This window comes from Mesorhizobium hunchu (assembly GCF_040081975.1).
In the GTDB taxonomy this organism is placed as follows: domain Bacteria; phylum Pseudomonadota; class Alphaproteobacteria; order Rhizobiales; family Rhizobiaceae; genus Mesorhizobium; species Mesorhizobium hunchu.
The window spans coordinates 86,335-112,400 of sequence record NZ_JBEBMG010000003.1; the positions used below are offsets into that span (position 1 = coordinate 86,335).

Below are 26,066 nucleotides of genomic sequence, written 5' to 3' on the forward strand. Positions count from 1 at the left end.
GATGTAATTCGGCCGCATTTGTGTTAATTCGCTGGTAACCATAGACAGCGAGGCCGCCGATGCAGGATGCAGCCGATACCGTCCCACCCAAGGACTCGTCGCTGGCGGAAGCCATCCGCGACGTGAAGAACGCGCTGGCCGACCGTGACGACGTGGTCGTGGACCTGCGCGAGGCACACCGCATGAGGCTCGATCTCCTGGCCAACGAACTCGCGCCCGTTTTCGCCGACGTGCCGGCCGATATCGACAATTTCGATTTCGCCGTCTCGTCGGGCCTCCAGCCGAGGCTCTGGATCGACGCCGTCGCCCATGTCGCCATGGGTCGCGATCGCCGCACCTACCGCTTCCTGAAGGACACGCGCATCGGCCGCGTCGTGCTCGGCGAATCCACCGACATGAAGACGGTGGCTGGCCAGGTCACCCGCTATGTGGCGGAGCGTGTCGTCGAACGCCAACGGCTCATGGAAGGCGGCGCGGAACCGGCCGCATCCGCATTCGTGCGCGCCGAGGTGAGCGAGGCCGAACCGCCTCCGCAGACCGGATCGGCCGGACGCAAGAGAAGCACGGCCTCGGCGCTTCTGTCGGGCCTTGCGCTGATCGCCGGCGGCGCGCTGGTCGGGCTCGCCGTATCGGTCATCCTGCTGTGGGACCGTCTGTCGGCGATGAAGTTCAGCTTCTGACCATCGACCGCGGCTCCGACGCGAGATCCACCACCTCGATGTCGATGGGCGGGGCGGCTGGCCCGGTCAGCCCGCGCCGGGTCAGCCTTACGCTCCAGGCGCCCGGCTTGCCATCGATGTCGAGGAGATTGTATTGCGCCGCCGCGTGCCGCCCGCCCGTCGCCTGGCCGCCGGCGGCCACGCCCACGACCGGAATGCGGGCCGTGCGGCTGCCGATCCAGTAGAGCGTCGGATCGTGCGAATGACCGTGCAGCACAAGCTCCGCGCCGTGCCGGCCGACGACCTTGTGGAAGCGGCTGATGCCGAACAGGCGCTTGTGCTGCTGGACGGCGCCGCGCACCGGCGGATGATGGATCATCACGACGCGGAACAATCCTCGTTCCGCCGTTGCGTCGAGCAGACGCGAGAGGCGGCCCGCCTGCCCTTCCTCGAAAAAGCCGTTGGCCATGAAAGGCGCCGTCGCGCGCGCGGTGGAAATGCCGATCAGGGCGACGTCTCCGCGCACCCGCAGATAGGGAAAGGCGTTGCGGCCGACCGGTTGGGTCGCGCCGTCGCCGCGCATCCACGGCTCCCAGGCCCGGCAGGCCTTGTCGAAGGAGCCGGGCACATAGGCGTCGTGATTGCCGGGCACGACCGAGACGTCCTGCGGCGGACCCAGCGTCTCCAGCCACAGCCGCGCCATCTCGATCTCGCTGTCCAGGCCCAGATTGACGAGATCGCCGGTGACGGCGACATGGTCCGGCGCGCTCGTCTTCATGTCGGCGATCAGCGTCTCCAGCACGCTGTCGTGCATGTGGCGGCGGCGGTTGCGCTGCCAGTTCACGTAGCCGATGACGCGCTTGGAGGCGAGGTCGCGATAGGATACATCGGGCAAGGGACCGAGATGGATATCGGAAAGATGCGCGAGCCTGAGCATATATCCTCTTTAAGGGAGCGATGCGCCGCTTTCCACTCACGGATTTGCTAGATGCCGGACGATCCGGAAAAACAATTCAGGCAAAGGGGTTGGCCGGCCCTGCGCGGCCGGCTGTTCCATCTCTATTTCCTGCTGCGGCGGCCGATGACGCTGGGCGTGCGCGGCCTTGTCCACGACAGGGAAAACCGCTCCGTTTTCCTGATCCGCCACACCTATGTGCCCGGCTGGCAACTACCGGGCGGCGGCGTCGAGACCGGCGAGACGATGGAGGAGTCGCTGAGGCGCGAACTCGAGGAAGAAGGCAATATCGAGATCGTCGGCCCACCGCGCCTCGTCTCCGTCCATCACAACCGATTGACCAGCCGCCGCGATCACGTCGCCTTCTATCTGGTCGAGCAGTTCCGGCAGACCGGCCCGAAGCGGCCGGACCGGGAAATCGCCGAGGCCGGTTTCTTCCCGCTCGACGCCCTGCCTCGGGGCGCAACGCCGGCGACGCTCAGGCGCATCCGCGAGGTCTTCGAGGACGCAGCGGTCTCGCCGCACTGGTAGGATCGGCTCAGGCCGGTCCGAACCGGCCGCGGTCGTGCGGGGCCGCGTAGTCGAGATCCGGCCCGACCGGAACGATCCCCGTCGGATTGATCGTCTTGTGGCTGCCGTAGTAGTGCGCCTTGATGTGACGGAGGTCGACCGTGCCGGCAACGCCCGGCACCTGGTAGAGATCGCGCAGATAGTTCGACAGGTTCGGATAGTCGGCGATCCGGCGCAGATTGCACTTGAAATGCCCGACATAGACCGGGTCGAACCGCACCAGCGTGGTGAACAGCCGCCAGTCCGCTTCCGTCAGCTGGTCGCCGACGAGATAGCGCTGCGTCGATAACCGCTCCTCCAGTTGATCGAGCGCCTGGAAGAGTTCGCCGAACGCCTCCTCATAGGCCGCCTGCGTGGTTGCGAACCCGGCGCGGTAGACGCCGTTGTTGATCGCCGGATAGACGAGCGCGTTGACCGCGTCGATCTCGGTGCGCAATGCCTGCGGATAGAAGTCGAGGCCGGCGTCGCCCCATTCGTCGAAAGCCGAATTCAGCATGCGGATGATCTCGGAGGATTCATTGTTGACGATCGTCTCCTCCTTCTTGTCCCACAGAACCGGCACGGTGACGCGGCCGGAATAGGCCGGATCGGCCTTCGTGTAGATCTGGTGCAGGAAATCGAGCCCGTAAAGCGTGTCGCCGGTCGCGCCTTCCTCGGCCAGGAAGGTCCAGCCGTTTTCGCCCATGTGATAGTGGACGATGGAGACGGAAATGACGTCTTCGAGCTTCTTCAATGCCCGCAAGATCAGCGTCCGGTGCGCCCAGGGACAGGCCAGCGAGACATAGAGATGATAGCGTCCGGGCTCGGCCCTGAAGCCGCGTGTGCGCCCTTCGGTCGGCGCGCCGTCCGGCGTTATCCAGTCGCGCCATTGCGACTGCGCCCGCACGAACCGGCCGCCGCTTTCCTTGGTGTCGTACCAGCGGTCCTGCCACTTGCCGTCGACCAGAAGTCCCATCGCCTCGTCCTTTCGGTTTCCCGTTCCATGTAGAGCGCAAAAGGGCGCGGCTCAAAGCGCTGGCCTATGAACGGATCGTCACCCGCGCCAAAAGCGTGATTGCGGCAGCGATATTTTGATGCTAGCGGAAGCGCCGCATGATCGATGTCTTTGCCATCATCCGGTTCGACCGACGACGAAAGGACGCCCGCGCCTGAACAGGCGCCGACTGGCGAATGCCGCTGCTTGCGGCGCCCTTTTCTCCCGAACCGGAATGCAAAGACCATGAGCCTTGCCGACGTTGCCTACATGCCGGAAACCCCGGCCCACGACGCTGAAATCGACGCCATCAACGAGGAAGCCTTCGGGCCGGGCCGCTTTGCCCGCGCGGCCTACAGGATTCGCGAAGGCGGCCCGCATGAACGCGCGCTGTCCTTTGTCGCAACGGACGGCGAGACCGTCGTCGCTTCCGTGCGCATGACGCGCATCGCCGCCGGACAGGGCCGCGCCCTGATGCTGGGGCCGCTGGCCGTGCGGCCGGCCTACAAGAACCTCGGCATCGGCCGCAAACTGGTCGCGATCGCACTGGAAAAGGCCAGGGAAGCCGGCCATGCGGCGGTGATCCTGGTCGGCGACGAACCCTATTACGGACCGCTCGGCTTCAAGCGCATACCTTCCGGCCAGATCGCCATGCCGCGCCCGGTCGATCCCAACCGGCTGCTGGCGCACGAGGTCATTGCCGGCGCAGTCGGCAAGCTGACGGGCATGGTCCGCCATGAGGACGGCAGGCAAGCCGTTTCGGCCTGATTGCAGGCGTGGCCCGCATACCTGTTGCGCGACCCGGTTGCGGCCCGTAGCCTGCCGCGACGCAGCCGCCATTGAGGAGGACACCATGAACCCGACCGGTCAGATCGCCATCGTCACCGGAGCGGGGTCGGGCCTCGGCGAGGCGACCGCCCGGGCGCTCGCGGCCAGAGGCGCGCGCGTTGCCGCCGTCGACCTGGACATAGGCCGCGCCGAAAGGGTCGCCGGCGATATCGGCGGGATTGCCGTCCAATGCGACGTCGCCGGCGCCGACAGCGCGGAGGCGGCGGTCGCGCAGGTGTCCGACAGGCTCGGCCACGCCCGCATTCTCGTCAATTGCGCCGGCATCGTCATGGGAGCGAAAACCGTCGGCAAGGACGGCCCCCATCCGCTCGATACGTTTCGAAAGGTCGTCGAGATCAATCTCATCGGCACGTTCAACATGATCCGCCTGTTCGCGGCCCGCGCCTCAGCACTCGAGCCGCTGGAGGGCGGCGAGCGCGGCGTGATCGTCTGCACCGCCTCGGTCGCCGCCTTCGACGGCCAGATCGGGCAGGCCGCCTACGCGGCTTCCAAGGGCGGCATCGTCGGAATGACCCTTCCGGTGGCGCGCGATCTCGCCCGCTCCGGCATCCGCGTCTGCACAATCGCGCCCGGAATCTTCAAGACGCCGATGATGGCCGGCATGCCGCAGGACGTGCAGGACTCGCTCGGAGCCGCGGTCCCCTTTCCGCCGCGCCTCGGCGAACCGTCGGAATATGCCGCGCTGGCGCTTCACATCGTCGACAACCAGATGCTCAATGGCGAGACGATCCGCCTCGACGGCGCGATCCGCATGGCCCCGAAATAGGTCGGGAAATCTCCGTTTCCCTTTGCGGGCGGCGGGCAGCGCTTGCCAAGCAGCGGGCGTTTCGGCGATAAGTATACTTCTATAGTCATATTTACCGGAGACGCTGCCTTGGCCGAGACGAAGGACGTGATACGCAAGACGGATGCAGACGCCATCCGGCTGGCGAAAACGCTGTTGCGAACCGCCCGCTACGGCGCGATCGCCGTTATCGATCCTTCGACCGGCGCACCGCTGGCGAGCCGCGTCGGCGTCGCCACCGATCTCGACGGCGCGCCGCTCATCCTCGTATCGGGGCTGTCGGCGCATACAGCCGGCCTGCTGGGCGAGTCGCGCTGCTCGCTTCTGGTCGGCGAGACGGGCAAGGGCGACCCGCTCGCCCATCCGCGCATGTCGATTGCCTGCCGCGCGCAGCGCCTCGAACGTGGAACGCCCGAGCACGAGCGGGCCGAGCGGCGCTATCTCAATCGCAATCCCAAGGCATCGCTGTACGCCGGCCTGGGCGATTTCTCGATCTTCCGCCTCGAGCCGCAGGGTGCCAGCCTGAACGGCGGCTTCGGCAAGGCCTATGTGCTGGAACGATCCGATCTTCTGGTCGAGGGACCGGTCACCGAGGCGCTGGCCGCCAGCGAGCAGGGCGCGCTGGATCATATGAACGCCGACCATCGCGATGCGATCCAGGCCTACGCGCATCATTACGCGAAGGCGCGGGGCGACGGCTGGATGCTGGCTGGCATCGATGCCGAAGGCATGGACCTGCTTGCGGGCGACGAAGCGCGGCGAGTGTTTTTTCCCCAGCCGCTGGCGGCGGCGCAGGACCTGCGCAAGGTGCTGGTCGAGATGGCGCGCGCGGCGCGCGACGCTGGTGCGGCCGTGGCGGGTCATGAGGGAAACGACCACATGGGCGCCTGAGACAGATGGCGCTCGAGACAGATGGGCGCTTGAGATTTGGGCGGAATGTTTTTACGCTAACCATGCAGCCTCTGATTGCAGGACCTGCGCACAAGCTTTGGACTACCCGGAAGCCATTGCCCCCATGGCGACCGGGCACACGAGGATGGGGCAGCGATGATTTCCAGCAAGCGGATCGCCGACACGGAGGCGGCTGCGGTTTTTCTCACCCTGATGGGCAATGAGAAGCGGCTCGCCATCATGGGGCACCTGATCGACGACGAATTGTCGGTCGGCACCATTGCCGAGCGGGTGGACCTCAGCCAGTCCGCCCTGTCGCAGCATCTGGCGAAACTGCGGGGCCTCGGACTGGTCCAGACCCGTCGTGACCGGCAGATGATCTACTATACGTGCCGGTCGGACGCCGTCCGGCGTCTGCTCACCCTTCTTTCCGACCTGTTCGACGACGAGAACGGCCTGGCCGACGATCCGCCGGTCGCCCGCGCTGCCGAGGCTTGACGCAAGCCGCGCCACGCCGCAAGTGCGGTTGCGAAAGCGTGGCCTGCATGACCCTGATCCACATAGACGACCCGGACGATCCGCGGGTTTCGCCCTACCGCGACATACGCGAGCGCGATCTCGTCGGTCGCGAAAACCACTTCATCGCCGAAGGCAGGGTCGTTCTCGACGCGCTCCTCGCATCGCCGCGCTTCGAGGCCGAGTCGCTGCTGCTCCTGGAAAACCGCGTTCCCGGCCTTGAAGCGACCTTGAGCAAGGTGCCGCCCGGCCTGCCCGTCTACGTCGCTTCGCGCCAGGTCATCGACGCCATAGCGGGATTTCCCCTTCACCGGGGCATAATGGCGCTCGGCCGGCGCAAGCCGGTTCCGGACGCGCTCGAATTGCTTGCCGCGATGCCGCGGCGCGCGCTGGTTCTGGTCCTCGTCGGCATCGCCAACCACGACAACATCGGGTCGATCTTCCGCAACGCCGCCGCCTTCGGCGCCGATGCCGTCTTCCTGGACGCCAGTTGCTGCGATCCGCTCTACCGCAAGTCCATCCGCGTTTCGGTAGGTGCTGCCTTGCGCGTCCCCTATGCGACTTTCGCCGGCGAGCATGATTTCCATGCCGGCCTCGCCGCGCATGGTTTCGACGCCTTCGCGCTGTCGCCGCGCGGCGCGCGCGACCTCCGCGAGGTTGCCCAGGGCGAGCGGACCGCCCTCTATCTGGGCACCGAAGGCGCCGGCCTTCCCGGCGCGTTGCTCGAGCGCATGACCACGCTGCGCATCACCATGCGCGACGGTTTCGACAGCCTGAACGTGGCGGCTGCGTCAGCAGTGGCGATGCACCATTTCTTCAGGGAATGACGAGACGAACCATCAGGACGATCTCTGCAACGCCTTGATCCGGTCGGCGAGACTGACGGGGCCGGCGGCCGTTCCCGACGCCGGCGTGGCGGCTTGTAGCGCCTTGACGGCAGGAGATCCCTGGCCTTCCAGCCGGATCACTATGTCGGTGACCCTTGCCGCGAGGTCCTGCATCGTCTCGCGCATCGCCGCATCGCCGCTTGCCGCGGTGCCGTTTGATGCCCTGGGCGCGGTTTTGCGCTCCTCGCGCAGCCGCGTCAGCTCGCGTTCACGGCGCTCGATCTTATCTTCCCGGTCGGCCAGCGTGGCCATCAGCCGCTCGAGTTTCTTGTCGAGATCGGCCGTTTTCTTCCGCTCCCCGCGCAGCCGCGTCAGCTCGCGTTCACGGCGCTCGATCTTATCTTCCCGGTCGGCCAGCGTGGCCATCAGCCGCTCGAGTTTCTTGTCGAGATCGGCCGTTTTCTTCCGCTCCCCGCGCAGCGCTTCGCGGGCGGAACGCGTCTCCGTCTCCGCTTCCTTGCGCAAGCGCTCCGCCTCCTTGCGCCCGGCGCGCAGCGCGGACAGATCTTCCTTGATCTGCTCCAGTTCCGATTCGCGCGCCACCAGTTCGATCTGTCGGTTGGAGGAGGAGAAACTCGCCTCGTCATACATCTGGCCGAGCTTCTCCATCTCCGCCGAATGCGATTCGATGGTCTTCTCCGCCGAAGCGAGGCTCTGGGCGAGTTGCTGAAGCCGGCTTTCGCGCTGATCGAGTTCTGAGCGCAACGCGCTGTTGCCCGCCTCGGATTCGGCAACAGCCGCTTCGCCTTGGGCGCGCTTTTCCTCGACCTGCCTGATGGCTTCCTGATGCCGGGTGATCTCGACCGCCTGCCCGGCGGCCTTGTCGCGCAGCGCCTTGAGCTCCATCTCGAGCCTTCGCGTTTCGATGGCATACTGGGCGCGAACGCCGTCTCGTTGCGCCTCGATCTCTTCCCTTTTCAGCGGGATCGTCGCCTCAATGCGCCGCCGCGTGAGCCGGGCGGTCCGCCGCAGCGTGGCGGGCGCGAAGAGCACGACCACGAAGCCGCAGGCGAGAACGCCCAGCACGAAGAACAGCAAGGACTGGATCAAGACGCCCTACCCGTCGTTACGGCCTTTGCCGCCACCGATAATCACGCCATCGCATGGCCCAAATCCGCCGTGCCGGCAAGGGGCGAGATTCCGTTACGCCCTCAGAACGGGTTCCAGGTCGGCGACTGGGTAAGCTTGAGGTAGCCCAGGTTGACGCCGAGCCGGGCACCGACACCGGTGCGGATGGGCACGAGCACGATGTTGCCGGCCTTGAGCGCGTTGAAGCCCAGGCCCGCGACGAGGTAAGCGGAACCGGCCACGCCGCCGAAGCGGTTGTAAAGGCTGTTCACGTCATCGAGGTTGTAGACAAGCATCATGACGCGTGAGCCCTCGCCGCCGAAATCCCATCCGAGCGACGGACCCTGCCAGAACACCTTATGGTCGCCGGCGTTCTTGGTGTAGAGCGTGCCCTCGCCATAGGTCAGGCCGCCGATGAGCGCGCCCGAACCCTCTTCGCCCAGAAGGTAGCCGTTGGGCAGGCCATAGGTCGCGAAAATCTTCTCCACGACGGTGGCAAGCCCGCCGGACGTCGCACCGAAGAAGCGATGGCCCGAATCGACAATTTCCTGCGCGGTGTACTCCTGTGCCTGCGATCTGGCCGGAGCCAGGACGACAAAGCCGGCGAAGGCGAATGTCAGGAATAGAGCGCGGACCAGCCTGGAGCCGCAAAATCGGGAAAACATGCTTCCAATCTCCGTCAGGGAGCACTTTCGCCGACGCCTTCGCACCTCGCGGCTCTTTCCGGCCGCTTCAATGCCTTACGGGCAAACTATGCCGTAATCCTTTTTCAACCATTAAGCTTTCACATGAAGATGGCAGTTCGAAGGCCGCTCGGCTTTTCGCGGTCGTAACCGTTCATTCCTTAAGACCCGTCTGGGTCGGGTGCAAATTCCGGATTTCTTGCCGCATGAAGCGACACTCTGTATCACCGTGCATGCGGACGGTTGCAGGATTCGACGGCGGAGCGCGATGCACCGCACTCCACCTCATGTTGATTGATTTTTGCAGGGACACATATTGATGCCAGACCTGTTTTCCCTCTCTCCGGCCGATCTTGCCGCGCTGCTGTGCAGCCGGGTCTGCCATGACATCATTTCTCCGGTCGGCGCGATCAACAACGGGCTCGAATTGCTGGATGAAGGCGGCGCCGACGAGGACGCCATGAACCTCATCCGCCAGAGCGCACGCAACGCGTCCGCCCGGCTGCAGTTCGCCCGAATCGCCTTCGGCGCCGCCGGTTCGGCCGGCATGCTGATCGACACGGGGGATGCGGAAGCCGTCGCCACCTCGTTCCTGAAGAACGAGAAACCGGAATTCACCTGGATAGGCGCCCGCGCGCTGCTGCCGAAGAACAAGGTCAAGCTGCTGCTCAATCTGATCCTGGTCGCGAACGCGGCCATCCCGCGCGGCGGCAAGCTGACCGTCAAGCTGGAAGACCTCGAAGCCAATCCGCGCTTCACCCTGTCGGCGAGCGGGCCGATGCTGCGCGTTCCGCCGAAGTTCCTCGAACTGCATTCCGGGCACAAGCCCGAGGAGCCGATCGACGCCCATTCCGTGCAACCCTATTATACGCTTCTCCTGGCGCGCGAGTCGGGAATGGAAGTGTCCATCCATGCCACCGCCGACGAGATTGTGCTGACCGCGGCCTGACGCTTTCGCATCGCTCGCGTCCATGCCGCAGGATGGCGGGCGCGAACGGCTGCCGAAGATGAGGCGTCGGCGGTTTCTTTGCAAAAATTTTACCCAACCGCTTTTCGGCTTCTTTACCGAAACGGCCTACAGTCGGGGTGCTCGAGGCTTCCGGCGCGCGGGCGGTAGAGGGGAACCCGGACATGAAACGATGCCTGCTCGTCGACGACTCCAGCGTCATCCGCAAGGTCGCCAAACGCATATTGGGAACGGAGATGGCTGTCGCGGAAGCTGAAAACGGCCTCGACGCCCTCGAAATGTGCGCTTCCGACATGCCGGACATCGTCGTCGTAGACAGCAGCCTTCCCGACATGGAGGCAGAGGATTTCATCCGGCGCCTCCGCACCATCGAAGGCCCGGTCACGCCTCAGATCCTCGTTTCGCTTGTCGAGGTCGATATCGGCGCGATCATGCGGGCCAAGCGTGCCGGCGCGCAAGGCTATCTGCTGAAGCCTTTCAACCGTCCGCAACTGCTGGAACGTTTCCGCTCGCTGCCGGACGCCGCGTGATCAGGCCAACAGCGAAAATAGCGCGTCGCGAATAGGAAAAAGACGAGAGACGACCAGACGATCGTCCCGATACCTTCCCTATTCGCGACGCGCTAATTCTCTATCCGATTGATTTTACGCGCTTTCGCGGATCTCTTCCGGCTCACGCAGCACGTAGCCGCGGCCCCACACCGTCTCGATGTAGTTCTGGCCACCCGACGCCGCATCAAGCTTCTTGCGAAGCTTGCAGATGAAGACGTCGATGATCTTCAGTTCCGGCTCGTCCATGCCGCCATAGAGATGATTGAGGAACATCTCCTTGGTGAGCGTCGTACCCTTGCGGAGCGAAAGCAGCTCCAGCATCTGATATTCCTTGCCGGTCAGGTGCACGCGCTGGCCGCTCACCTCCACCGTCTTGGCATCGAGGTTCACGATCAGTTCGCCGGTGGCGATGACCGACTGGGCGTGGCCCTTCGAGCGGCGCACGATGGCGTGGATACGGGCGACCAGTTCGTCCTTGTGGAAGGGCTTGGTCATGTAATCGTCGGCGCCGAAGCCGAGGCCGCGCACCTTGTCCTCGATACCGGCCATGCCGGAGAGGATCAGGATCGGCGTCTTGACCTTGGACAGGCGCAGCGTGCGCAGCACCTCGTATCCCGACATGTCGGGGAGATTCAGGTCGAGAAGGATGATGTCGTAGTCGTAGAGCTTGCCGAGATCGACGCCCTCTTCGCCGAGATCGGTCGTATAGACGTTGAAGCTCTCGGATTTCAGCATCAGCTCGATGCTCTGTGCGGTCGCACTGTCGTCTTCAATCAGCAGAACACGCATTTCATTCCCCTTTTCTGCTGCCGATCCATCTCAAGACCCGTCCGGGACCGGAGCAGCGATTGCCTGAACCGAGGCTGGCACCAAATGGTTAACAAAAACTGATTCCGCTTGGCAAGCGATATCAGATTTTTTAACCCCATTCCACACCAGCTTGAATCAAAAGATGAATCCGACACCAAGATCGTTAATGCACCACATTAGAAATTTCCGCTAAGCGACTCTACCGAATCGCTCCTTTGGTCTGAATTTGGCGGGCGGATTTTTACCCGCCCTTAAGTCCTCGCCCGTATGATTAACAATGCCCGTAAACGAATGGTTACCGGCGTTAAAAAACTTTAGGGAATCGTTTCCCATAGTTTGGACAATGCCGGGGGAAAACAGCCGGGAACACGGGCGCAGACAGGCCTTGCGAGGCGGATAGAACGGTATGTGCAGGTACGCGTGTGAGGGAGTATCGAATCATGAAGTCACGTGAGAACCTCGTGCGGCTGAAGCAGTTCCAGGTGAATGAAAAGCGCCGGCAGCTCCTTCAGCTCGACATGATGATCGCCGAGTTCGAACGCATGGCCTCCGAACTGGATCTCCAGATCGTTGCCGAGGAAAAGAAGGCCGGCATCACCGACATCAATCATTTCGCCTATCCAACCTTCGCCAAGGCCGCACGCCAGCGGCGCGACAACCTGCAGAATTCCCAGGCCGACCTCGCACAGCAGCGCGATGCTGCCGAATCACTACTCGCTGAAGCTGAAGCGGAGCTTTCCAAGGCGGAAATGCTGGAATCTCGCGATACCCGCGTTCGCGACGACGCCGGCAACCGCAGCGCCATGATCGGCTGAGCCCGGTCGCCGCTCGATTTGCACTGACGTCGCCTGACGCCACGCGCTGAATCCGCCCCGCCGTTTCCTGCCGCCATGTTCGGGCGGCAAAACCGTAATCGGCGCCGGCAGCCCACGCCGATAGAGTCCCGAAATCATTTGATCAGCGCGCGCAGGTCGTCAACGCAATCCCACCATCAAGCGCATCACGATTATCGGGGACCGCTTTAGAAAACATGGCGTTCCGCGCTGTCGGCTCGCGCACATGCGTCCGGAAGCCCTGTCTGTCGGGCGCCCAGTTCTTTACGCTTCGGCACAGATAGGCAGGAAGGCCGCTGTTTTCAGCAACGCCTCGACTGGCCGGCAAGTCCCGCCACGCATCGGCGGACGCCGCACAAAAAAGGCGCGGTCCTGCGCACCTTTTCTCCTTCGTCGCCTGTCGGCTAGTGCCGGTATTGCTGGATACGCGTCGTGCGCAGCCCGGCCAGTCCGTATTCGTCGATGGAGGCTTGCCAGGACAGGAATTCCTCGGTGGTGAGCTTGTAGCGCTGGCAGGCTTCCTCCAGGCTGAGCAGGCCGCCCCGCACGGCCGCGACCACTTCGGCCTTGCGGCGGATCACCCAGCGTCGCGTATTCGTAGGCGGCAGATCGGCAATCGTCAGCGGACTGCCGTCCGGTCCAATAACATATTTGACTCGCGGTCTAACCAGATCGGTCATCTTACTCTCTACTGAAACTCACAGACCCAATCACCGTGACGTTACCGCCGCAGCTTTAAAATTTGCCTAAGCGTTCCCTAATCGTTAGGTAACGATCGTGAACGTCGCGTTAGGACTTTCACCGGCCTTTGAGGCAAATGCCCGCAGTTCGCTGTCAGGCCCGCAGCAAAGCCTTCGGCTGGCGCGCCGGCGAGGCTTGACTTATATTCGCGGCAGATGCGCCGTCCTTGGACGGCATGAGCGCAGACCTTGGATACGCATACGATGAACAGCCTGGACCTTCCGGCCCCTCCAGCGGCGACCCGCGTGGTCGTCGCCATGTCGGGTGGCGTCGATTCTTCCGTCGTCGCCGGCCTGCTCGCCCGCGAAGGCTACGATGTCGTGGGCGTCACGCTGCAGCTCTACGACCACGGCGCGGCCACACACCGCGTCGGCTCCTGCTGCGCCGGCCAGGATATCGACGACGCCCGCCGCGTGGCCGAAACCATCGGAATTCCCCACTACGTGCTCAACTACGAGGAACGCTTCCGCGAGGCGGTGATCGATCCTTTCGCCGAAAGCTACGTCGCGGGCGAGACGCCCATTCCCTGCGTCTCCTGCAACCAGACGGTCAAATTCGCCGATCTGCTGGCGACCGCGAAGGATCTCGGCGCCGACGCGCTGGCGACCGGCCACTATATCCGCTCCAGGGCCAATGGGGCGCACCGGGCGCTGTACCGGCCGGCGGACGCCGACCGCGACCAGAGCTACTTCCTGTTCGCCACCACCCAGGAGCAGATCGACTACCTGCGCTTTCCCCTCGGCCATCTGCCGAAGCTGCGCGTGCGCGAACTCGCGGCCGAGATGGGGCTGGTGGTGGCCGACAAGCACGACAGCCAGGACATATGCTTCGTGCCGCAGGGCAAGTATTCCGACATCATCTCGAAGCTGAAGCCGACGGCCGCCAACCCCGGCGACATCGTCCACATCGACGGCCGCGTGCTCGGCCGCCACGACGGCATTCTGCGCTATACGATCGGCCAGCGCCGCGGCATCGGCGTCGCGTCCGGCGAGCCGCTCTACGTGGTCCATCTCGATGCCGAGAACGCGCGCGTCGTCGTCGGTCCGCGCGAGGCGCTGGAAACCCGCAAGGTGCATCTGCGCGACATGAACTGGCTTGGTGACGGCGCGCTGAAAGACCTGCCGGCCGACGGCATGGAGGTGTTCGCCAAGGTGCGCTCCACACGCCCGCCGCGCCCGGCCCGGCTTCATCATCGCGACGGTGCGACCTGGGTGGAGCTTGCCGAAGGCGAGGCCGGCGTGGCACCGGGCCAGGCCTGCGTGCTCTATTCGGACGAAGGCGACGACGCGCGCGTGTTCGGCGGCGGCTTCATCCGCCGCTCGGAGCGCGGCGCCGAGGCCGAGGCACTGCTGGCCGACCTCGGGCGTCGCCTTTCCCCGCTCGCAGCGGAATAGCCCAAATCTGGAGCGCCTGACCGGCTGGCGGAATCCGGTTTTCGGAAAATTCGATACCAAAAAAGACAGATCGCCGTCTTGCGTCCAGTAAGAACCGCTTGGCGGCCCCTATTCAGACCCGGTTATGGGTGACGGTTCCCGCAGTCAGGATGCGCAACACGCGGATCGCCTCTTCGCCGTCCGTGCGCGGTCGCTGACGCGTTTCGATGCAGTCGATGAAATGCTGCAATTCGCGCGTGAGCGGCATGTCCTGCCGGATCGGCACATAGGACGGCTCGTTGGCGGTGAAGGCCCAGTGGCCGCTGTCCTGCCAGACCGCATGGCGATAAACGGCAAGCTTGCGCTCCCAGGGCTCGACGTCGTCGAACACGGCCATCGCCTTGGTGCCGACCACGGTGAGCCGCCGCTCGCGATAGGGGTTGAGCCGCGACGCGAACAGATGGCCGCGGATATTGTTGGGAAAATGCATGTGGAGATGCGCGAAATCGCTCAGGCGATCGAGCAGCGCAGCCCCCTCGCCGCGCACCTCGTCGGGCTCCGTGCCGGTGATGGCGAGGATCATCGACAGATCGTGCGGGGCCAGGTCCCACAAGGCGTCGTTCTCGGTATGGAATTTGCCGAGACCCAACCGGTGCGAGTGGATGTAGCGAACCTCGCCGAGCTCGCCGTCATCGACGAGCGCCTTAAGCTTCTCGAAGGCGGGATGAAAGCGCAATACATGGCCGACCATGAAAACCCGGCCGTTGGCCTCGGCGAGGGCCACCTCGCGCTCGGCATCCTCGACCGTCAGCGCGACGGGTTTCTCGACAAGCACGTCCTTGCCGTTTTCCACCGCCCTGGTCGCCGCCTCCGCATGGAACTGCGGCGGCAACGCCATGACGATGGCGTCGACATCGTCGCGAGTGAACAGGTCGTCCGGCGCGATCGCCAGGCATTCCTGCTCGCTGGCGAAGCCTTCCGCTCGGGCGGGATTGGCATCCGAAACCGCGTGAAGCGCACCCAGCCCTTTCAGGGTGCGGATGTGGTTGGAACCCCAGTATCCGCATCCGAGGACTGCAATGCGCGGTTTCATCAAAGGAATGAACTCGAAGATTTCGTGGCTGACACATAGCGGCGCACCGGAGCGAACTCAACCCCGGCGCCGAGAAATGCGCCCGCAGACGCGCAAGCAGCTTTCGGAGACGCGCAAGCGACTTCGGCGACAAACCCGCAAGGCCCGCCCCTTCCCGTAAATTCGCTCCTGCTAGGCGCCGGCCGCGCTTGACAGCTTTGCAGGGTCCCCCTTATATCCGCGCGACCTCGATGAAGGCTGGAAGCGCAACGCGCCCGACGGCCTTCGTTGCGTGGCGGAGTAGCTCAGTTGGTTAGAGCAGAGGAATCATAATCCTTGTGTCGGGGGTTCAAATCCCTCCTCCGCTACCAACGCCACAGCCCCCAAGGGTTCATGGCCTGTCCAAGGCTTACCGTCCTTCTGAAGGAACGGGGTCAGGTAGCCCTCAACTTCGATGCCGATGCTGCCGTCATCATCCTTGTGCAGGGTGATGGAGTGGATCAACTCCCGGATGATCGGGCCAAGCTCGCCCATGTCGTCCAAGGCGGTCATCGTCATTTCCAGCTTGGCGCGATTTGAGCGGAGCGGATCGGAGTTCCGCGCAAGCAGCTTCTTGGCAAAAGCCTTGATGGCTGCTGGGTGCAGGATGACGTTGCTGCCCTGCGGGAGACGGGAAAGCTCCAATTCGATCCGGTCGCGTTCCTGTCCGTTCTCCTTGGTGATCGCGCCCAGCGTCTTCGTGTCCGCCCCGTCCTGAAGCATGAGCTTTACAAGGCGCATGTTCTCGGCTTCGATCTGGGCTAGACGCTTTTGCATGTCCGCCCGCCTGCGGTGATTGTCACGGTCTTCCTTGAACCGGCTTTCGATGTAACGGCGGGCGTAAAACTCGATACGTTCCAGGGTCGCGAGTTCTTGCGCCAGTGAGCTAATCACCAAGTCCTCCACGCCCTGAAGGTAGTACGTTTTCGGATCGGGGCATGACCGGCTGTTTGTGTGCCTTGAACAGCGCAACCGCGTCCGTCCCGATTTATCGACACCGGCCACGGCCATGCCCGAACCGCACGCGGCGCACTTCAGAAGGCCGGACAGGAGCCGCTTGGGCCTGTTGTTGGCCCCGATGCGTCCTTCCTTCGCAACGTGAGCACGGCTCACAAGCTGGGCCTGCACGGCGTCAAACAAGTCGTTGGGCACGATCTGCAATTCTGGAGCTTCGGCGGTATGCCACTTATCCGGTGGGTTCGGTCGCGACAGGCGCTTGCCGGTGTAGGGTTCTTTGACCATGCGGACCTTGTTCCAGACGATCTTGCCGACATAGATGTGATTGCGCAGAATACCGGTGCCACGGGACTTGAAGCCGACAAGGGCGGACGGGGACCACTGTTCGCCCCGTGGCGGGCGAACGCCCTCCCGCGTGAGTTGATGGCAAATGGCCTTCGGGCTAGTGCCCTTGGCGTATTCCTCAAAAATGCGCAGCACGATAGCGGCTTCGTCGGGTACGATCCTGGGCTTGCCACGGTTCGCTGGGTCAGGCTCATAGCCATAGGCTTTGCCGCCAGCGGACAATCCCTGTTTGATTTTACCGCCCATGCCGCGCCGGACCTTGTGCACGTTATCCTCGCGGAATAGCTGGGCAAAGATAGCCCGCATGCCCACTGTGAGGGTGTTGGCTTCGCCTTCGTGCACGGCGATGATCTTGATGCCAAGGAATTGCATCTGCTTGTAGATCGTTGCCATGTCCGCCATGTCTCGGGACAGGCGATCCAAAGCTTCGACAATCACCACGTCGAACTTGCGGGCGTTGGCATCGGCAAGCAGGCTGAGAATGCCAGCCCGGCCATGCAGCGATGCGCCCGACTTGGCTTCATCTTTGTACGCCTGCACGACGTGGAAGCCCTCGCGCCGGGCAAAAGCCCGGCACAAGTCGATTTGATCTTCGGCGGATTTCTCGTTCTGAAGGTCCGTCGAAAACCGGGCGTAAACCGCTGCCCGGCGCGGCTTATCTTGCAAAAGATGGTTGGTCATCAAGAGTTCCCTTCGGCAGCGTCGGCAAATGAATGAATGGTCATGTCGATTATTCCTTACAGTTCGACGGTGCCGGGGGTGCCGGACGGATTGGCGAAGCGTTCAAAGCCGGACCCGGTCTCCTCGCCCTCGCGAACGGCGGTAAGAATGGCCACGACCTCGGCACTAACGCTGCGGTGATTGCGGATCGAACGGGTTTCCGCCCACTGTTTCAGGTCTTCGGGAAAGCGGATGCTCGTTGGGCTGTTGCTCATTTCAGTGATTGCTCCATAGCCGATTTGTAATCTAATAGATTACAATGTAATACATAGAGCAGCACATAGTCAGGCGCAAGCCGGTCGTGTTAGACAGGGTTAATGGCAAACCGATCTGACCCCCTATCCCTGCGTCTCCCGGATGAGTTACGCGAGGCGCTACAGCAAGCCGCCAATCAGGCAGGCCGGTCCCTGAATGCCGAAATCAGGATGAGGCTTGAAGCATCGTTGGTGCCGGACTTCACCAGGCCAGCCGATTGGGAACTAGGGGAATTACGGCAAGAAATTCATGGCCTCAAAGTTCGCGTTGTGGCGCTGGAGAGCAAGGCATAGGTCGATGTATTCTGCAGATGCATTGAAAGAGCTATCCGAAGGCAAAAAGAAATGGTCATCGTCCGCTAACGATTTGTTCCTTCGCTTTCTAGGCCGCAAGTACAAAACCGATGCAGCGTCCGAGTACGCAAAGCACGGATTGTCCCGCCGCATTCAGGCATTGGTGCATTTGACGGATCGCGTGTTCGCAATCATTCCGCCAAACTCCGAGAAGTCACCCTCCAAGGAGGTACGTCACGACGCCGAAGCCTTCGTTCAATCGTTTCTAGTCAACGTCTATGGAGCGATAGACAACATGGCCCGGATTTGGTGCGTGGAAACCGATCTTCGGAATAAGAAGGGCGTCCCGATTTCCGATGGGGTGGTCGGGTTTGGACCCAAAAACCTTCGTGTACGTGAGAGCTTGCCCGCCGAACTTCGTGACTATCTGGTCAAATGTGACCCGTGGTTTGGGTATCTCAAAAATTACAGGCATGCGGTGGCGCATCGCATCCCCGTCTATATCCCCCCCGCCACCCTTAATGACAAAGATGCCGAAGAGTACCGCCATATAGAGGATGAAATCGGCAAGGCTATACGAGAACGCAATTTTGAGCTCTGGGGCGAGTTGATGGCGAAGCAAAGAGCACTTGGGACGTTCAAGCCGGTAATGATGCATTCCTATGGCGAGAAGGCTCGCCCGGTCACAATACATGGTCAGATGATTTGCGACACTGCTACGGTCGTGGAGATTGGGGAGCATTTGTTGAAGGCGCTCCCCAATTCATAAATTCGATTAAAATTTGAAATTAATTGCACGCGATCAGGAGTTCCGCTTCGCTGCCTGCCGCATATCACCGGTCTGCTTGGTGTGGTGAGCATTTGCCCTTGTGAACGACGGGAGGGGTCGGAAACGGCTTTGAGGACACGATCCACGATGTGATCGGAAGGCGGCATCCTGCCGCTAGAGACATCAGCCGCTGTGAGCATGGACCTTGTCAGCCAATTGATCGGCCAGCTCGCCAATATTCTTTTCGGACACGATCTTGGGCTCCAACGGTGCTGCGCCGATGAAGTCCATGGCTCGATCATAGACAGGCATCAGTGCAGGGTCCGACGGCTCTCCGACGATAAAGTAGGGCTGGAACTGACCCTCGGCGTCTTTCAGACCGACCATGTGCCCGACCCACCGGGCTGCCTTTTCCTGAATTCCCTCGGCAGTCGCCAGATCAAAAGACAGAGGCTGGAAGCAATGCCACTTGCCGTTCTTCCAAGCGTAGTCGAACTCCACCGCGTCGTGTGCGCCGGCGATAATCTTGCTCTGAAAGATGCTCTCGATCCTGCGCTCCAGCAGCAGATCGCGAAATGGCCGCCAGATGTCAGCATCCGACCGGCGAGCAGTCGTCGGCTCGTCGTACTGGGTGACGAACCGCGCATGCAACTCCTCCAATGTCTTGGCAGGATCGCGGGTCAGCCCTGACCCCATCTCGCTCCAGATCAGCGAACTGTCGTCCTTCCCGAGGACGCGGTGAGCGAAGGTTGACGCATTGGGGTTATCGAGCAGATCGCCACCCACATCACCCTTTCCCAGCCGTTGTAACGCGCGCTCGATGTTGATCAGGTCATGGCGTAGCGCCGTGCCATCGACCGACGGGAACAGCTTGGAAATGCGGCCATAGGCGCGTCGAACCACGGCTCCGAGGAAGCCGCTCTTCGCCGCATGAACCACCACGCCGACATTGACCTGCTCTCCGGCAAGCGGGTCGTGGCGGTATCGGAGGATCACATAAGTGTAGGGCTCGCGCGTCATGTCAGCACCCGTTTCAGTTCGGCCAGGCACAGGTCGATGTTGTCCCGTACCTGCTTAAGATGGAGTATCGCCTCGGCCAAAATGGGGCGCGTCGCTTCCCATTCGTCCGGTAAGGTAGCGTCATACTGCGCAAGGCGGGCATCCGACAAGCCGGACCATCGGGTGCGTAGCCCGGTGAAGTCGAGGTCGTCCCGCCGAGCCAACTGCCGCGCAAAGATGTGTTCGCTGTCCTCGCCATAGCGGCGCAGCAATTCCAGATTGCCCATTTTCCACGGTTCGCACCGAGGGAAAAGCCGCATTCGGAAGCCGAACGCCCCCTCGTGGTCTATGATACGCCAGTCCAAGTCACGGACGAGGAGATTGGAGTTCAGGGGTCCACGGTCGCCGTTAGCGACGAAACCGTCGAACGCTATGATGCCCAACGCCAGTTCGACCTGCGAAGCTACGATCTTATCCGAAGGAAGCCACCGTCGCCACTGCTGCCCCGCAGCCCTCGACGCGAAAGCAAGTGGAGAGGAAGCCGTGAGACGCGCACGAATGTCTTCTCGCACCACCGATTGGATAAACTCGGGATCAAGCTCAACGAAGAAGGGCTCGTTGACTGGAAGGCCGAGGTCGGCGGCGAGGAGAGACCCCAGCATCTCGTTCATCAAACCTTCAATGCTGCACTCCTTGCCGGACGAGACTTTCACGAACACCTCGTGCTCGGCGTCGTCGTCCGTCAACACAGTCAGACGTAACGGCTCTGTCCTGCCGTTCTCGGCCGGTCTATCGAACCGGAGAGGGACGGCTCGCCGGATCACTCGGCAGCTTCCCCATTTTCGGCCTGGCGATTTGACAAGCTGTCTTCTGGGAGTTGGTCTATTTCAGATGGGCCCGCACCAGTTCCCCCTCGAACAACGTCGATCAACCTCCGAAACTCGATATCGTCGCTACTACTCTTCCAACGGTTCACAAAGCGGCAGACGATCTGCAGGTTATCCTTTTCGTAGTGACCATTGCTGTCGATCCTATCGAGCGAGCACAGCATCTCCTTATCGTCCTCGTCGCCGTCGTACTGAAGCCGGAGATCGGTGATTGCGCACAGGCCGTCCTGCTCGGCGAGAAGCGCCTCAAGGAATGGCATCAGCTCGTGCTCGGGGATCAGCAGGTCCTTGTTTTTCACTGTCCTCAACACTTGCTGGCCGTTCGAGAAGTCGACCGTTCCTTTCGCTGTAGCTGCCATGCGCCAGATGGCTTTCTGACGAGCGTTGAACGTCGTTCCGGGATTTTTCTGACGGCGGGCGACCTTCGCCCTCCATTCGGGTCGGGAATGCCACGGCCCAAGGTTATCGCCGTCGATCAGTGCCAGCGCGTAGCCCGCATTATCGGGCTTCAATTGCTGAAGCGTTCCTTCGGTGAAGAGAAACTCCTGCGCCTTGGGATGTAGTCCGGCCCATTCAAGCCGGTTGCCCTTACGGTTCTTGTTCGACCAGGGATCACAAGGCTTGTGACAGATGATCACATCGCGACGGTTGTCGACCGTCTCCTTCAGCGGCTCGAAGGCGGCCGGTTCGGGCCGCGAGGTCGTCCACCATAGTTGATCCTTCTCGCGATGCATCCAGATGTCGCCTTCGCTCTCGACGACGGTCGTCATCAGGTTGAACCACCGGGATGCGACGGGAACGGTCGGCGTCTTACCCGCTGCGGTTTTGTGCCGTCGCAGCACGGTCTGGATGTAGCTCTCGCGGTCGCCTGCCACCCAGAAGCCCTGCACCGCGACATCGTTCATCGTCGCGATTGTCCCACGCGCCAGACAGTCGGGCCAAGCGTAGTTCTCGCGACCGAAATTGGCGATGAAGACCTTCAATGTTCCACCCTCACAAGGTGCGCGATCTCGCCAATCCGCTGGACGATGGTCCGGTGCATAGCCAAAATGTCGCGAACGACCACGCATACGTCAGATGCGTCTTGATTACTGACAGCATAGTCGTTGGCGTGAGCGAGATCGTTCCGCAGTTTCTCTATCCGCCTGAACTTCCGAGCAAGCTGCTCTCGATGCCGGACGGGCTCATTTCTGAACAACAATTTGATCAGAATGTCCCGCTTGTCGCAGAACTCCGTAAACAGTAACTCTGTGACGATCCCTTGCTTTTGTCTCGCATCTTCGATCCTTTTTCGGAGGCCGGCCTGTCGCTCGGCGGAAATGCAGTTGATCCAGTTTTTCCCGTCGGGGTCGTCAGCCTGGATTGCCTCGGTCATGGCCATTTCTAAACCGGTCACCAAGCCGAACAGAGCTGCTCGTACCGGCAATTTCTGTAGGTCCGACATGCTGACGAGCCCGACGATGCCTTGATCTGAAACGAGCAAGCGGAAGGGCCGGGTATCAGCCTCTATGACAAAAGACAGGATACTGGCGTCTGCGCCGATCAGGTAACTTTCGTGCAAAGGCTGGTAGCATCCCGAGACGGGGATGTCGGGCGCAGGCGCTTCAAAGTAGCTGTCGAGCTTGACTATGCCGACTATATGGGCATTGCCATCGCCCCGCTGGAGAACCGGCATGAAATCGAATTTGCTCGTGTTCCCTTCAGCGACTGATTGCAGCCTATCGTCGAGGCGGCAGTGGACGAATTGGTCTCGCGCCGTCGCGATCATCTTTACGTTGAGACCCATGTGGAGGGTCTGGAAATCGTCGCGATCCTGATTTTCCATGCCCTCTGACCCTAGCCCGCTGGTCGGCCCCGCTTCGTCTTCGGTACAGCTCCGCGCTCTGCCCTGATCCGCTCCAGCAACACGCTGGCGGGTTCGTCGTCGGGGTCTTGCGGCACGAGTTCGCCCCTAAATGCCTTGGCGAGCACGGCCTGATCGAGACGGTCGATAAGCTTGCGGGCGCTGGTCGCCTCGGAGGCGAGGCGGTCGATCTTGGCGAACGCAGCCTCAATCCAACCGGCAATCGCCAGTTGTTGATCTATTTCAGGATAGGCCCAAGGTGCGGCCATAATGCTTCGTTGATAGATCGCGCACACGCTTGTCGTCGCGCTCTTCACCGAATGAAGGTATGTCCGAAATTGTGGAGAGATCATCTGATAGAAAGCGAAGGCCGGAATGACTTCAGGTTTGAACCGAAGCCTGAGCAGATTGTTATTATAGAGGTAGCCGGATGGCCGCTTACTCCAAAGGGCAACCTTTCCAACAAGTTCAAAACTATTGCGCGTATTGAACAGAAGATCGCCCTCGCGCAGCTCGTATCGAGCCATTTCTTGCGCATCTGCACCTACGAGCGTGAGATCATCCTCATTCCATCGGCCATCAAGATCATAGTGGTTCATCCGAATGTACGGCACGCCGTGGGTAGCGGACTGCTCACTTTTTCCACGAACAAGCCCTATCAGTGCATCAGCCACAACACCTTCGAGTTGAGCGTGCTGCCAACCCGCCATCTCGTGAGGATTAAGAGCCGTCGCCAGCACGGCTTGCTTGTACTTCTCGACGAGGCGGGGAATGTGGTCGAGGTGATCGCGGGCGCGTCTGGATTTGCCGGCGAGGCTGTCGATCTTCGCCACGATCCGCCGCTGCTCGAAAAGCGGAGGAAGCGGGATAGCAGCGGTGGCAACGTCACGGTCGGACACTGCCGGGTACATTGTGCCGTCCTGCGCACCTGAAAGTGTCCCAACGAAATTGTCTGAGCAGGCCCAGCGGAACAGATAGCCTGGATCAACAGCATCGCTGGGTCGCAGAACTGCGATACCCGTGGAAGTAAGCTCACCATTCAACTCTTCTGGGACTAGGGCGATGTTCTTCAGATAGGTGCGAACGGTCGAGAACAGCGTATCGCCGGTGCGGATAAGCCTCCGCGCTCGCGACGGGGCATCGCTACCGAAGAAGGACTTAGGGTCTGTGATCGTTTGGGTTTTGTTGTCAATCGATCCGATGTCGACATAACGGAATGCCCGATCTGGGGTCTTCGTCGGGTCAACGGACATGAACGGCATCGTGACATCGGCGATGGACGCCTCCGCCCAGCTATGAGGCAGCTCACTCATTCAGCGGCTTCCGCAATCACGGCAGCCTCCTCAACGTTATCCGGTTCGACCTCCTCCGACAGCGCCTCGATCTCCTCAAGCGCGGCCTTGAGGTGCCCGATGATGGCGGCGGCGATGTCCTCCGGCTCGGTCAACGCCTCCTCGGCCTCGGCCTCCGTGTCGCGCAGCCATGCGATGTCGAGATTGTCGTTGCGAGCGGCGATGGCCTCGCGCGTGAACATCCGCCAGCGACCGCCTTCTCCCTGTTCTTTCCGCTCCGCCCCGCCATTCGGATCAGAGCCATAAGCGGCCTCGAAATCCGCGAAGTCCGCGACGGTCAGCGGGCGGGTCTTGCCGAAGGCCGGCATGTTGGCTCGCATGTCATAGACCCACACGGCCTTCGTGTTGGCCTTGTCGGTCTTGCCGCGCTGAAAGAAGAGCACGTTGGTCTTGACGCCCTGTGCATAGAAGATGCCGGTCGGCAGACGGAGGATCGTGTGCAGATTACATAGCTCCATCAGCCATGTGCGCAGGCGACGGCCCGTATTGTCCTCGAACAGAACGTTGTCCGGCACCACGACGGCGGCGCGACCACTACGTTTCAGGGCGCGGACGATGTGCTCGACAAAGGCAAGCTGCTTGTTCGACGTGTCTGCCGTCACCGAAAAATCGGAGCGGGTCGGGCGACCGCCGCCCTTCTTGGTGCCGAACGGCGGGTTGGTGAGGATCAGGTCGGCTCTCGGTAGCGCCTCGCCGTCCGGCGACAGCGTGTCGATCAATTCCACCCCGCCTTCGATGCCGTGCAGCAGCAGGTTCATCATGCACAGCCGGTGCGTGTCAGGCACAAGCTCGGCCCCGACGAAGGCACTGTGGCGTTGGAAGAAAATCCGGGCTTCCGGCAGCGTGTAGAGATCGTCAGTGCGGTCCTTGATATAGCGGTCGGCGGCGACGAGGAAGCCGGCCGTGCCAGCCGCCGGGTCCTGAACCGTCTCGCCTGCCTGCGGCTGCATGAGCCGCACGATGCAATCGATCAGTGGGCGCGGCGTGAAGTATTGGCCCGCGCCGGACTTCTTGTCGGCAGCGTTCTTCTCCAGCAGTCCCTCGTACATCTTGCCCAGCCCTTCCTCACGGGCGGAGAACCAGTCGAGTTGGTCGATGTTGGAGGTCAGGGCCTTGAGGTTCGTCGGCTTGCGTAGCCGCGTCTGAGCGTCGGTGAAGATGGCGGCGACAAGCCCGTCCTTGGCCTTGCCGAGGTCCAGCAACATGGCCTTGTAATAGTCGAGTTGCTCCATGCCCTCGCGCTTTGCGAGAATATCCCAGCGGTAGCCATCCGGCAGGCGATTTTCGCGTTTTGTCTCCTCCAGCATCTTCAGGAAAAGCAGGTAGGTCAGCTCGGTCACATACTCGTTGTAGGTGACGCCATCGTCGCGGAGCACGTTGCATAGGCCCCAGAGCTTGGCCACGATGTCCGTGGTAGTTGTCACAAGTGTTTTCCTCGTTTGGACGCAGTTAGGGAAGATGCCGAAGGCTCGCTCACAAGTCCCCCTTGGCGAACAAGTGTGCGAGCTTTGAGGCGTAATTCTTGCAGAAAATCGTTCAAGCTTTTGTTCTTCGGGATGGCGAGCGTCATTTGGACGCCAGTACCCTTGAACCTAGCTTCAAACCTCGAACGCTTTCCCGCCTGAAGCCGAATGCCAGCTTTTCCCGACACCAAACGGAACTCGCCGTTTGATGCACACAAGTTACTGGTCATGTAGAGGCCGAAGCCCGAGTTCCTCCACTCGCCGTCTCGGGATGAGCGCTTAGTAACGCGGGAAATGCCAGGTGCCATTGCCAACTGCAACGCGGATACGTCGTTAGTCACAGACAGCTTGCTGTTACGTCCCAAGGAGCGTCGCAACCCAATGCCGTCGTCTATGATAGCTATTTCTGAGGCACCTTTACGTGGCCAATATTGCGCGAGGAATAAGACTTCATCTCCATCGGAATGCTCGATTGCATTGCGTAGCAACTCTCGAAGAGCGTATTGCGTATATTCGAATGCAGGACCCTTTTCAGCTTGGAGCATGATCGAGCAAATCTCATGTGCTTTGTTGTCAACCAGCGATCCATATGGGTTGTATCCGGCTTCTTCCTGAATTTCCGAAACCCGCCACCGTTGGATGGCGACATACGTTCCAGAACCGCTGGCCTCCCCTGGCCGATTTCCCCTGGGAAAGCCCGCATAACGAAAAAAGCCTAGATGAGAGGCATAGCCTCTGAAATCGTTTTCAACGGTTCGGGCGACGAGAGTGAGCTCAGGATGCCTCGACTTTATGGTCCGAAGTACTCTTCCTAGATAGAGCAATCCAAAAGGCTCGCACCAGGTCACGTTCGTGAAGTCGAAGATGCAGCGGCTGCCGTCTCTTATGCTCAGGCGATTAGCGAAATCGATCACTGTGGATGCCGATAGGGTTCCCGGTAGCGCGACGATTTGGTCAGCCAT

At 61.7% G+C, this 26,066-nt stretch carries 29 protein-coding genes and 1 tRNA gene; 14 read left to right on the forward strand and 16 right to left on the reverse strand.

Annotated elements, in window-relative coordinates; translation table 11 throughout:
- Positions 1 to 59 precede the first annotated feature (59 nt).
- Positions 60 to 680 carry a hypothetical protein gene (locus ABMA46_RS07160; protein ID WP_348998635.1) on the forward strand — a complete coding sequence of 207 codons (621 nt, stop codon included), beginning with the start codon at positions 60 to 62 and terminating at the stop codon, positions 678 to 680.
- Here ABMA46_RS07160 and ABMA46_RS07165 read toward each other — a convergent pair.
- Complete coding sequence (locus ABMA46_RS07165) at positions 670 to 1,596, reverse strand: metallophosphoesterase family protein (RefSeq protein ID WP_348998636.1); 927 nt, start codon at positions 1,594 to 1,596, stop codon at positions 670 to 672. The two genes, ABMA46_RS07160 and ABMA46_RS07165, sit on opposite strands and share 11 nt — an antisense overlap.
- A 51-nt stretch (positions 1,597 to 1,647) precedes the next feature.
- On the opposite strand from ABMA46_RS07165, the gene ABMA46_RS07170 reads away from it, so the two are divergent.
- The gene (locus ABMA46_RS07170) at positions 1,648 to 2,145 is read left to right on the forward strand and encodes an NUDIX domain-containing protein (protein ID WP_348998637.1); all 498 of its coding nucleotides are present in this window, start codon (positions 1,648 to 1,650) and stop codon (positions 2,143 to 2,145) included.
- A gap of 7 nt (positions 2,146 to 2,152) precedes the next feature.
- On the opposite strand, the gene ABMA46_RS07175 is transcribed toward ABMA46_RS07170, so the two are convergent.
- Positions 2,153 to 3,139, reverse strand: coding sequence for a glutathione S-transferase family protein (locus ABMA46_RS07175; protein ID WP_348998638.1), 987 nt, complete (start codon positions 3,137 to 3,139; stop codon positions 2,153 to 2,155).
- 264 nt (positions 3,140 to 3,403) lie between these two features.
- On the opposite strand from ABMA46_RS07175, the gene ABMA46_RS07180 reads away from it, so the two are divergent.
- From ABMA46_RS07180 to ABMA46_RS07200, 5 genes are all read left to right on the forward strand, one after another.
- Positions 3,404 to 3,925, forward strand: a complete 522-nt coding sequence (locus ABMA46_RS07180) for a GNAT family N-acetyltransferase (RefSeq protein WP_348998639.1) — start codon at positions 3,404 to 3,406, stop codon at positions 3,923 to 3,925.
- A gap of 85 nt (positions 3,926 to 4,010) precedes the next feature.
- Positions 4,011 to 4,772, forward strand: coding sequence for an SDR family NAD(P)-dependent oxidoreductase (locus tag ABMA46_RS07185; RefSeq protein ID WP_348998640.1), 762 nt, complete (start codon positions 4,011 to 4,013; stop codon positions 4,770 to 4,772).
- 108 nt (positions 4,773 to 4,880) lie between these two features.
- Positions 4,881 to 5,681, forward strand: a complete 801-nt coding sequence (locus tag ABMA46_RS07190) for a HugZ family pyridoxamine 5'-phosphate oxidase (protein WP_348998641.1) — start codon at positions 4,881 to 4,883, stop codon at positions 5,679 to 5,681.
- 156 nt (positions 5,682 to 5,837) lie between these two features.
- A complete protein-coding gene (locus tag ABMA46_RS07195; protein WP_348998642.1) occupies positions 5,838 to 6,179 on the forward strand; it encodes an ArsR/SmtB family transcription factor in 342 nt (113 codons plus the stop codon).
- A 47-nt stretch (positions 6,180 to 6,226) separates the two neighbouring features.
- Positions 6,227 to 7,024, forward strand: coding sequence for a TrmH family RNA methyltransferase (locus ABMA46_RS07200; protein ID WP_348998643.1), 798 nt, complete (start codon positions 6,227 to 6,229; stop codon positions 7,022 to 7,024).
- A 12-nt stretch (positions 7,025 to 7,036) separates the two neighbouring features.
- Here ABMA46_RS07200 and ABMA46_RS07205 read toward each other — a convergent pair whose 3' ends face one another.
- Both ABMA46_RS07205 and ABMA46_RS07210 read right to left on the reverse strand, forming a co-directional pair.
- On the reverse strand, positions 7,037 to 8,134 hold the full coding sequence (locus ABMA46_RS07205; RefSeq protein WP_348998644.1) for a coiled-coil domain-containing protein: 1,098 nt from the start codon (positions 8,132 to 8,134) through the stop codon (positions 7,037 to 7,039).
- Between the two features lie 101 nt (positions 8,135 to 8,235).
- Positions 8,236 to 8,817, reverse strand: a complete 582-nt coding sequence (locus tag ABMA46_RS07210; protein WP_348998645.1) for a DUF1134 domain-containing protein — start codon at positions 8,815 to 8,817, stop codon at positions 8,236 to 8,238.
- A gap of 337 nt (positions 8,818 to 9,154) precedes the next feature.
- On the opposite strand from ABMA46_RS07210, the gene chpT reads away from it, so the two are divergent.
- Positions 9,155 to 9,784, forward strand: a complete 630-nt coding sequence (chpT, locus tag ABMA46_RS07215) for a histidine phosphotransferase ChpT (RefSeq protein WP_348998646.1) — start codon at positions 9,155 to 9,157, stop codon at positions 9,782 to 9,784.
- 182 nt (positions 9,785 to 9,966) lie between these two features.
- Complete coding sequence (locus ABMA46_RS07220; RefSeq protein ID WP_348998647.1) at positions 9,967 to 10,332, forward strand: response regulator; 366 nt, start codon at positions 9,967 to 9,969, stop codon at positions 10,330 to 10,332.
- Positions 10,333 to 10,446: 114 nt separating this feature from the next.
- Here the strand turns inward: ABMA46_RS07220 and ctrA are convergent, their stop codons facing one another.
- Positions 10,447 to 11,142: a response regulator transcription factor CtrA gene (ctrA, locus tag ABMA46_RS07225; protein WP_054311454.1), complete on the reverse strand. Its 696-nt coding sequence runs from the start codon at positions 11,140 to 11,142 to the stop codon at positions 10,447 to 10,449.
- A gap of 461 nt (positions 11,143 to 11,603) precedes the next feature.
- Here ctrA and ABMA46_RS07230 point away from each other — a divergent pair, with 461 nt between their 5' ends.
- The gene (locus ABMA46_RS07230) at positions 11,604 to 11,978 is read left to right on the forward strand and encodes a flagellar export protein FliJ (protein ID WP_348998648.1); all 375 of its coding nucleotides are present in this window, start codon (positions 11,604 to 11,606) and stop codon (positions 11,976 to 11,978) included.
- A gap of 422 nt (positions 11,979 to 12,400) precedes the next feature.
- On the opposite strand, the gene sciP is transcribed toward ABMA46_RS07230, so the two are convergent.
- On the reverse strand, positions 12,401 to 12,676 hold the full coding sequence (sciP, locus tag ABMA46_RS07235; protein WP_006203587.1) for a CtrA inhibitor SciP: 276 nt from the start codon (positions 12,674 to 12,676) through the stop codon (positions 12,401 to 12,403).
- Between the two features lie 264 nt (positions 12,677 to 12,940).
- Here sciP and mnmA point away from each other — a divergent pair, with 264 nt between their 5' ends.
- Positions 12,941 to 14,131: a tRNA 2-thiouridine(34) synthase MnmA gene (gene mnmA / locus ABMA46_RS07240; protein ID WP_348998649.1), complete on the forward strand. Its 1,191-nt coding sequence runs from the start codon at positions 12,941 to 12,943 to the stop codon at positions 14,129 to 14,131.
- Between the two features lie 112 nt (positions 14,132 to 14,243).
- On the opposite strand, the gene ABMA46_RS07245 is transcribed toward mnmA, so the two are convergent.
- Positions 14,244 to 15,203 carry a Gfo/Idh/MocA family protein gene (locus tag ABMA46_RS07245; protein WP_348998650.1) on the reverse strand — a complete coding sequence of 320 codons (960 nt, stop codon included), beginning with the start codon at positions 15,201 to 15,203 and terminating at the stop codon, positions 14,244 to 14,246.
- Positions 15,204 to 15,476: 273 nt separating this feature from the next.
- Between ABMA46_RS07245 and ABMA46_RS07250 the strand changes: the two genes are divergently transcribed.
- Positions 15,477 to 15,553: transfer RNA gene (locus tag ABMA46_RS07250), tRNA-Met, on the forward strand.
- On the opposite strand, the gene ABMA46_RS21355 is transcribed toward ABMA46_RS07250, so the two are convergent.
- On the reverse strand, positions 15,510 to 17,204 hold the full coding sequence (locus tag ABMA46_RS21355) for a recombinase family protein (protein ID WP_425475712.1): 1,695 nt from the start codon (positions 17,202 to 17,204) through the stop codon (positions 15,510 to 15,512). The genes ABMA46_RS07250 and ABMA46_RS21355 overlap by 44 nt on opposite strands.
- A 56-nt stretch (positions 17,205 to 17,260) precedes the next feature.
- Entirely contained in the window at positions 17,261 to 17,458 is a 198-nt protein-coding gene (locus ABMA46_RS07265) for a hypothetical protein (protein WP_348998653.1), read from the reverse strand.
- 102 nt (positions 17,459 to 17,560) lie between these two features.
- On the opposite strand from ABMA46_RS07265, the gene ABMA46_RS21360 reads away from it, so the two are divergent.
- Together ABMA46_RS21360 and ABMA46_RS07270 are read left to right on the forward strand one after the other, a co-directional pair.
- On the forward strand, positions 17,561 to 17,791 hold the full coding sequence (locus ABMA46_RS21360; protein ID WP_425475704.1) for an Arc family DNA-binding protein: 231 nt from the start codon (positions 17,561 to 17,563) through the stop codon (positions 17,789 to 17,791).
- Between the two features lie 4 nt (positions 17,792 to 17,795).
- Positions 17,796 to 18,560 (forward strand): hypothetical protein, encoded by a 765-nt coding sequence (locus ABMA46_RS07270; RefSeq protein WP_348998654.1) that lies wholly within the window; start codon positions 17,796 to 17,798, stop codon positions 18,558 to 18,560.
- Positions 18,561 to 18,743: 183 nt separating this feature from the next.
- Here the strand turns inward: ABMA46_RS07270 and ABMA46_RS07275 are convergent, their stop codons facing one another.
- The 7 genes from ABMA46_RS07275 to ABMA46_RS07305 are packed head-to-tail and all read right to left on the reverse strand — an operon-like array spanning position 18,744 to position 26,066.
- Positions 18,744 to 19,580, reverse strand: a complete 837-nt coding sequence (locus ABMA46_RS07275; protein ID WP_348998655.1) for a DUF3037 domain-containing protein — start codon at positions 19,578 to 19,580, stop codon at positions 18,744 to 18,746.
- Positions 19,577 to 20,383 (reverse strand): HipA family kinase, encoded by an 807-nt coding sequence (locus tag ABMA46_RS07280; protein WP_348998656.1) that lies wholly within the window; start codon positions 20,381 to 20,383, stop codon positions 19,577 to 19,579. Before ABMA46_RS07280 ends, ABMA46_RS07275 begins: the two co-directional genes overlap by 4 nt.
- Entirely contained in the window at positions 20,380 to 21,429 is a 1,050-nt protein-coding gene (locus tag ABMA46_RS07285) for a hypothetical protein (RefSeq protein ID WP_348998657.1), read from the reverse strand. Before ABMA46_RS07285 ends, ABMA46_RS07280 begins: the two co-directional genes overlap by 4 nt.
- A complete protein-coding gene (locus tag ABMA46_RS07290; protein ID WP_348998658.1) occupies positions 21,426 to 22,271 on the reverse strand; it encodes a hypothetical protein in 846 nt (281 codons plus the stop codon). Before ABMA46_RS07290 ends, ABMA46_RS07285 begins: the two co-directional genes overlap by 4 nt.
- An 11-nt stretch (positions 22,272 to 22,282) precedes the next feature.
- Positions 22,283 to 23,602 (reverse strand): restriction endonuclease subunit S, encoded by a 1,320-nt coding sequence (locus ABMA46_RS07295; protein ID WP_348998659.1) that lies wholly within the window; start codon positions 23,600 to 23,602, stop codon positions 22,283 to 22,285.
- Complete coding sequence (locus ABMA46_RS07300; protein ID WP_348998660.1) at positions 23,599 to 25,065, reverse strand: class I SAM-dependent DNA methyltransferase; 1,467 nt, start codon at positions 25,063 to 25,065, stop codon at positions 23,599 to 23,601. The genes ABMA46_RS07295 and ABMA46_RS07300 overlap by 4 nt, the downstream gene beginning before the upstream one ends.
- Complete coding sequence (locus ABMA46_RS07305; protein ID WP_348998661.1) at positions 25,062 to 26,066, reverse strand: ATP-binding protein; 1,005 nt, start codon at positions 26,064 to 26,066, stop codon at positions 25,062 to 25,064. Before ABMA46_RS07305 ends, ABMA46_RS07300 begins: the two co-directional genes overlap by 4 nt.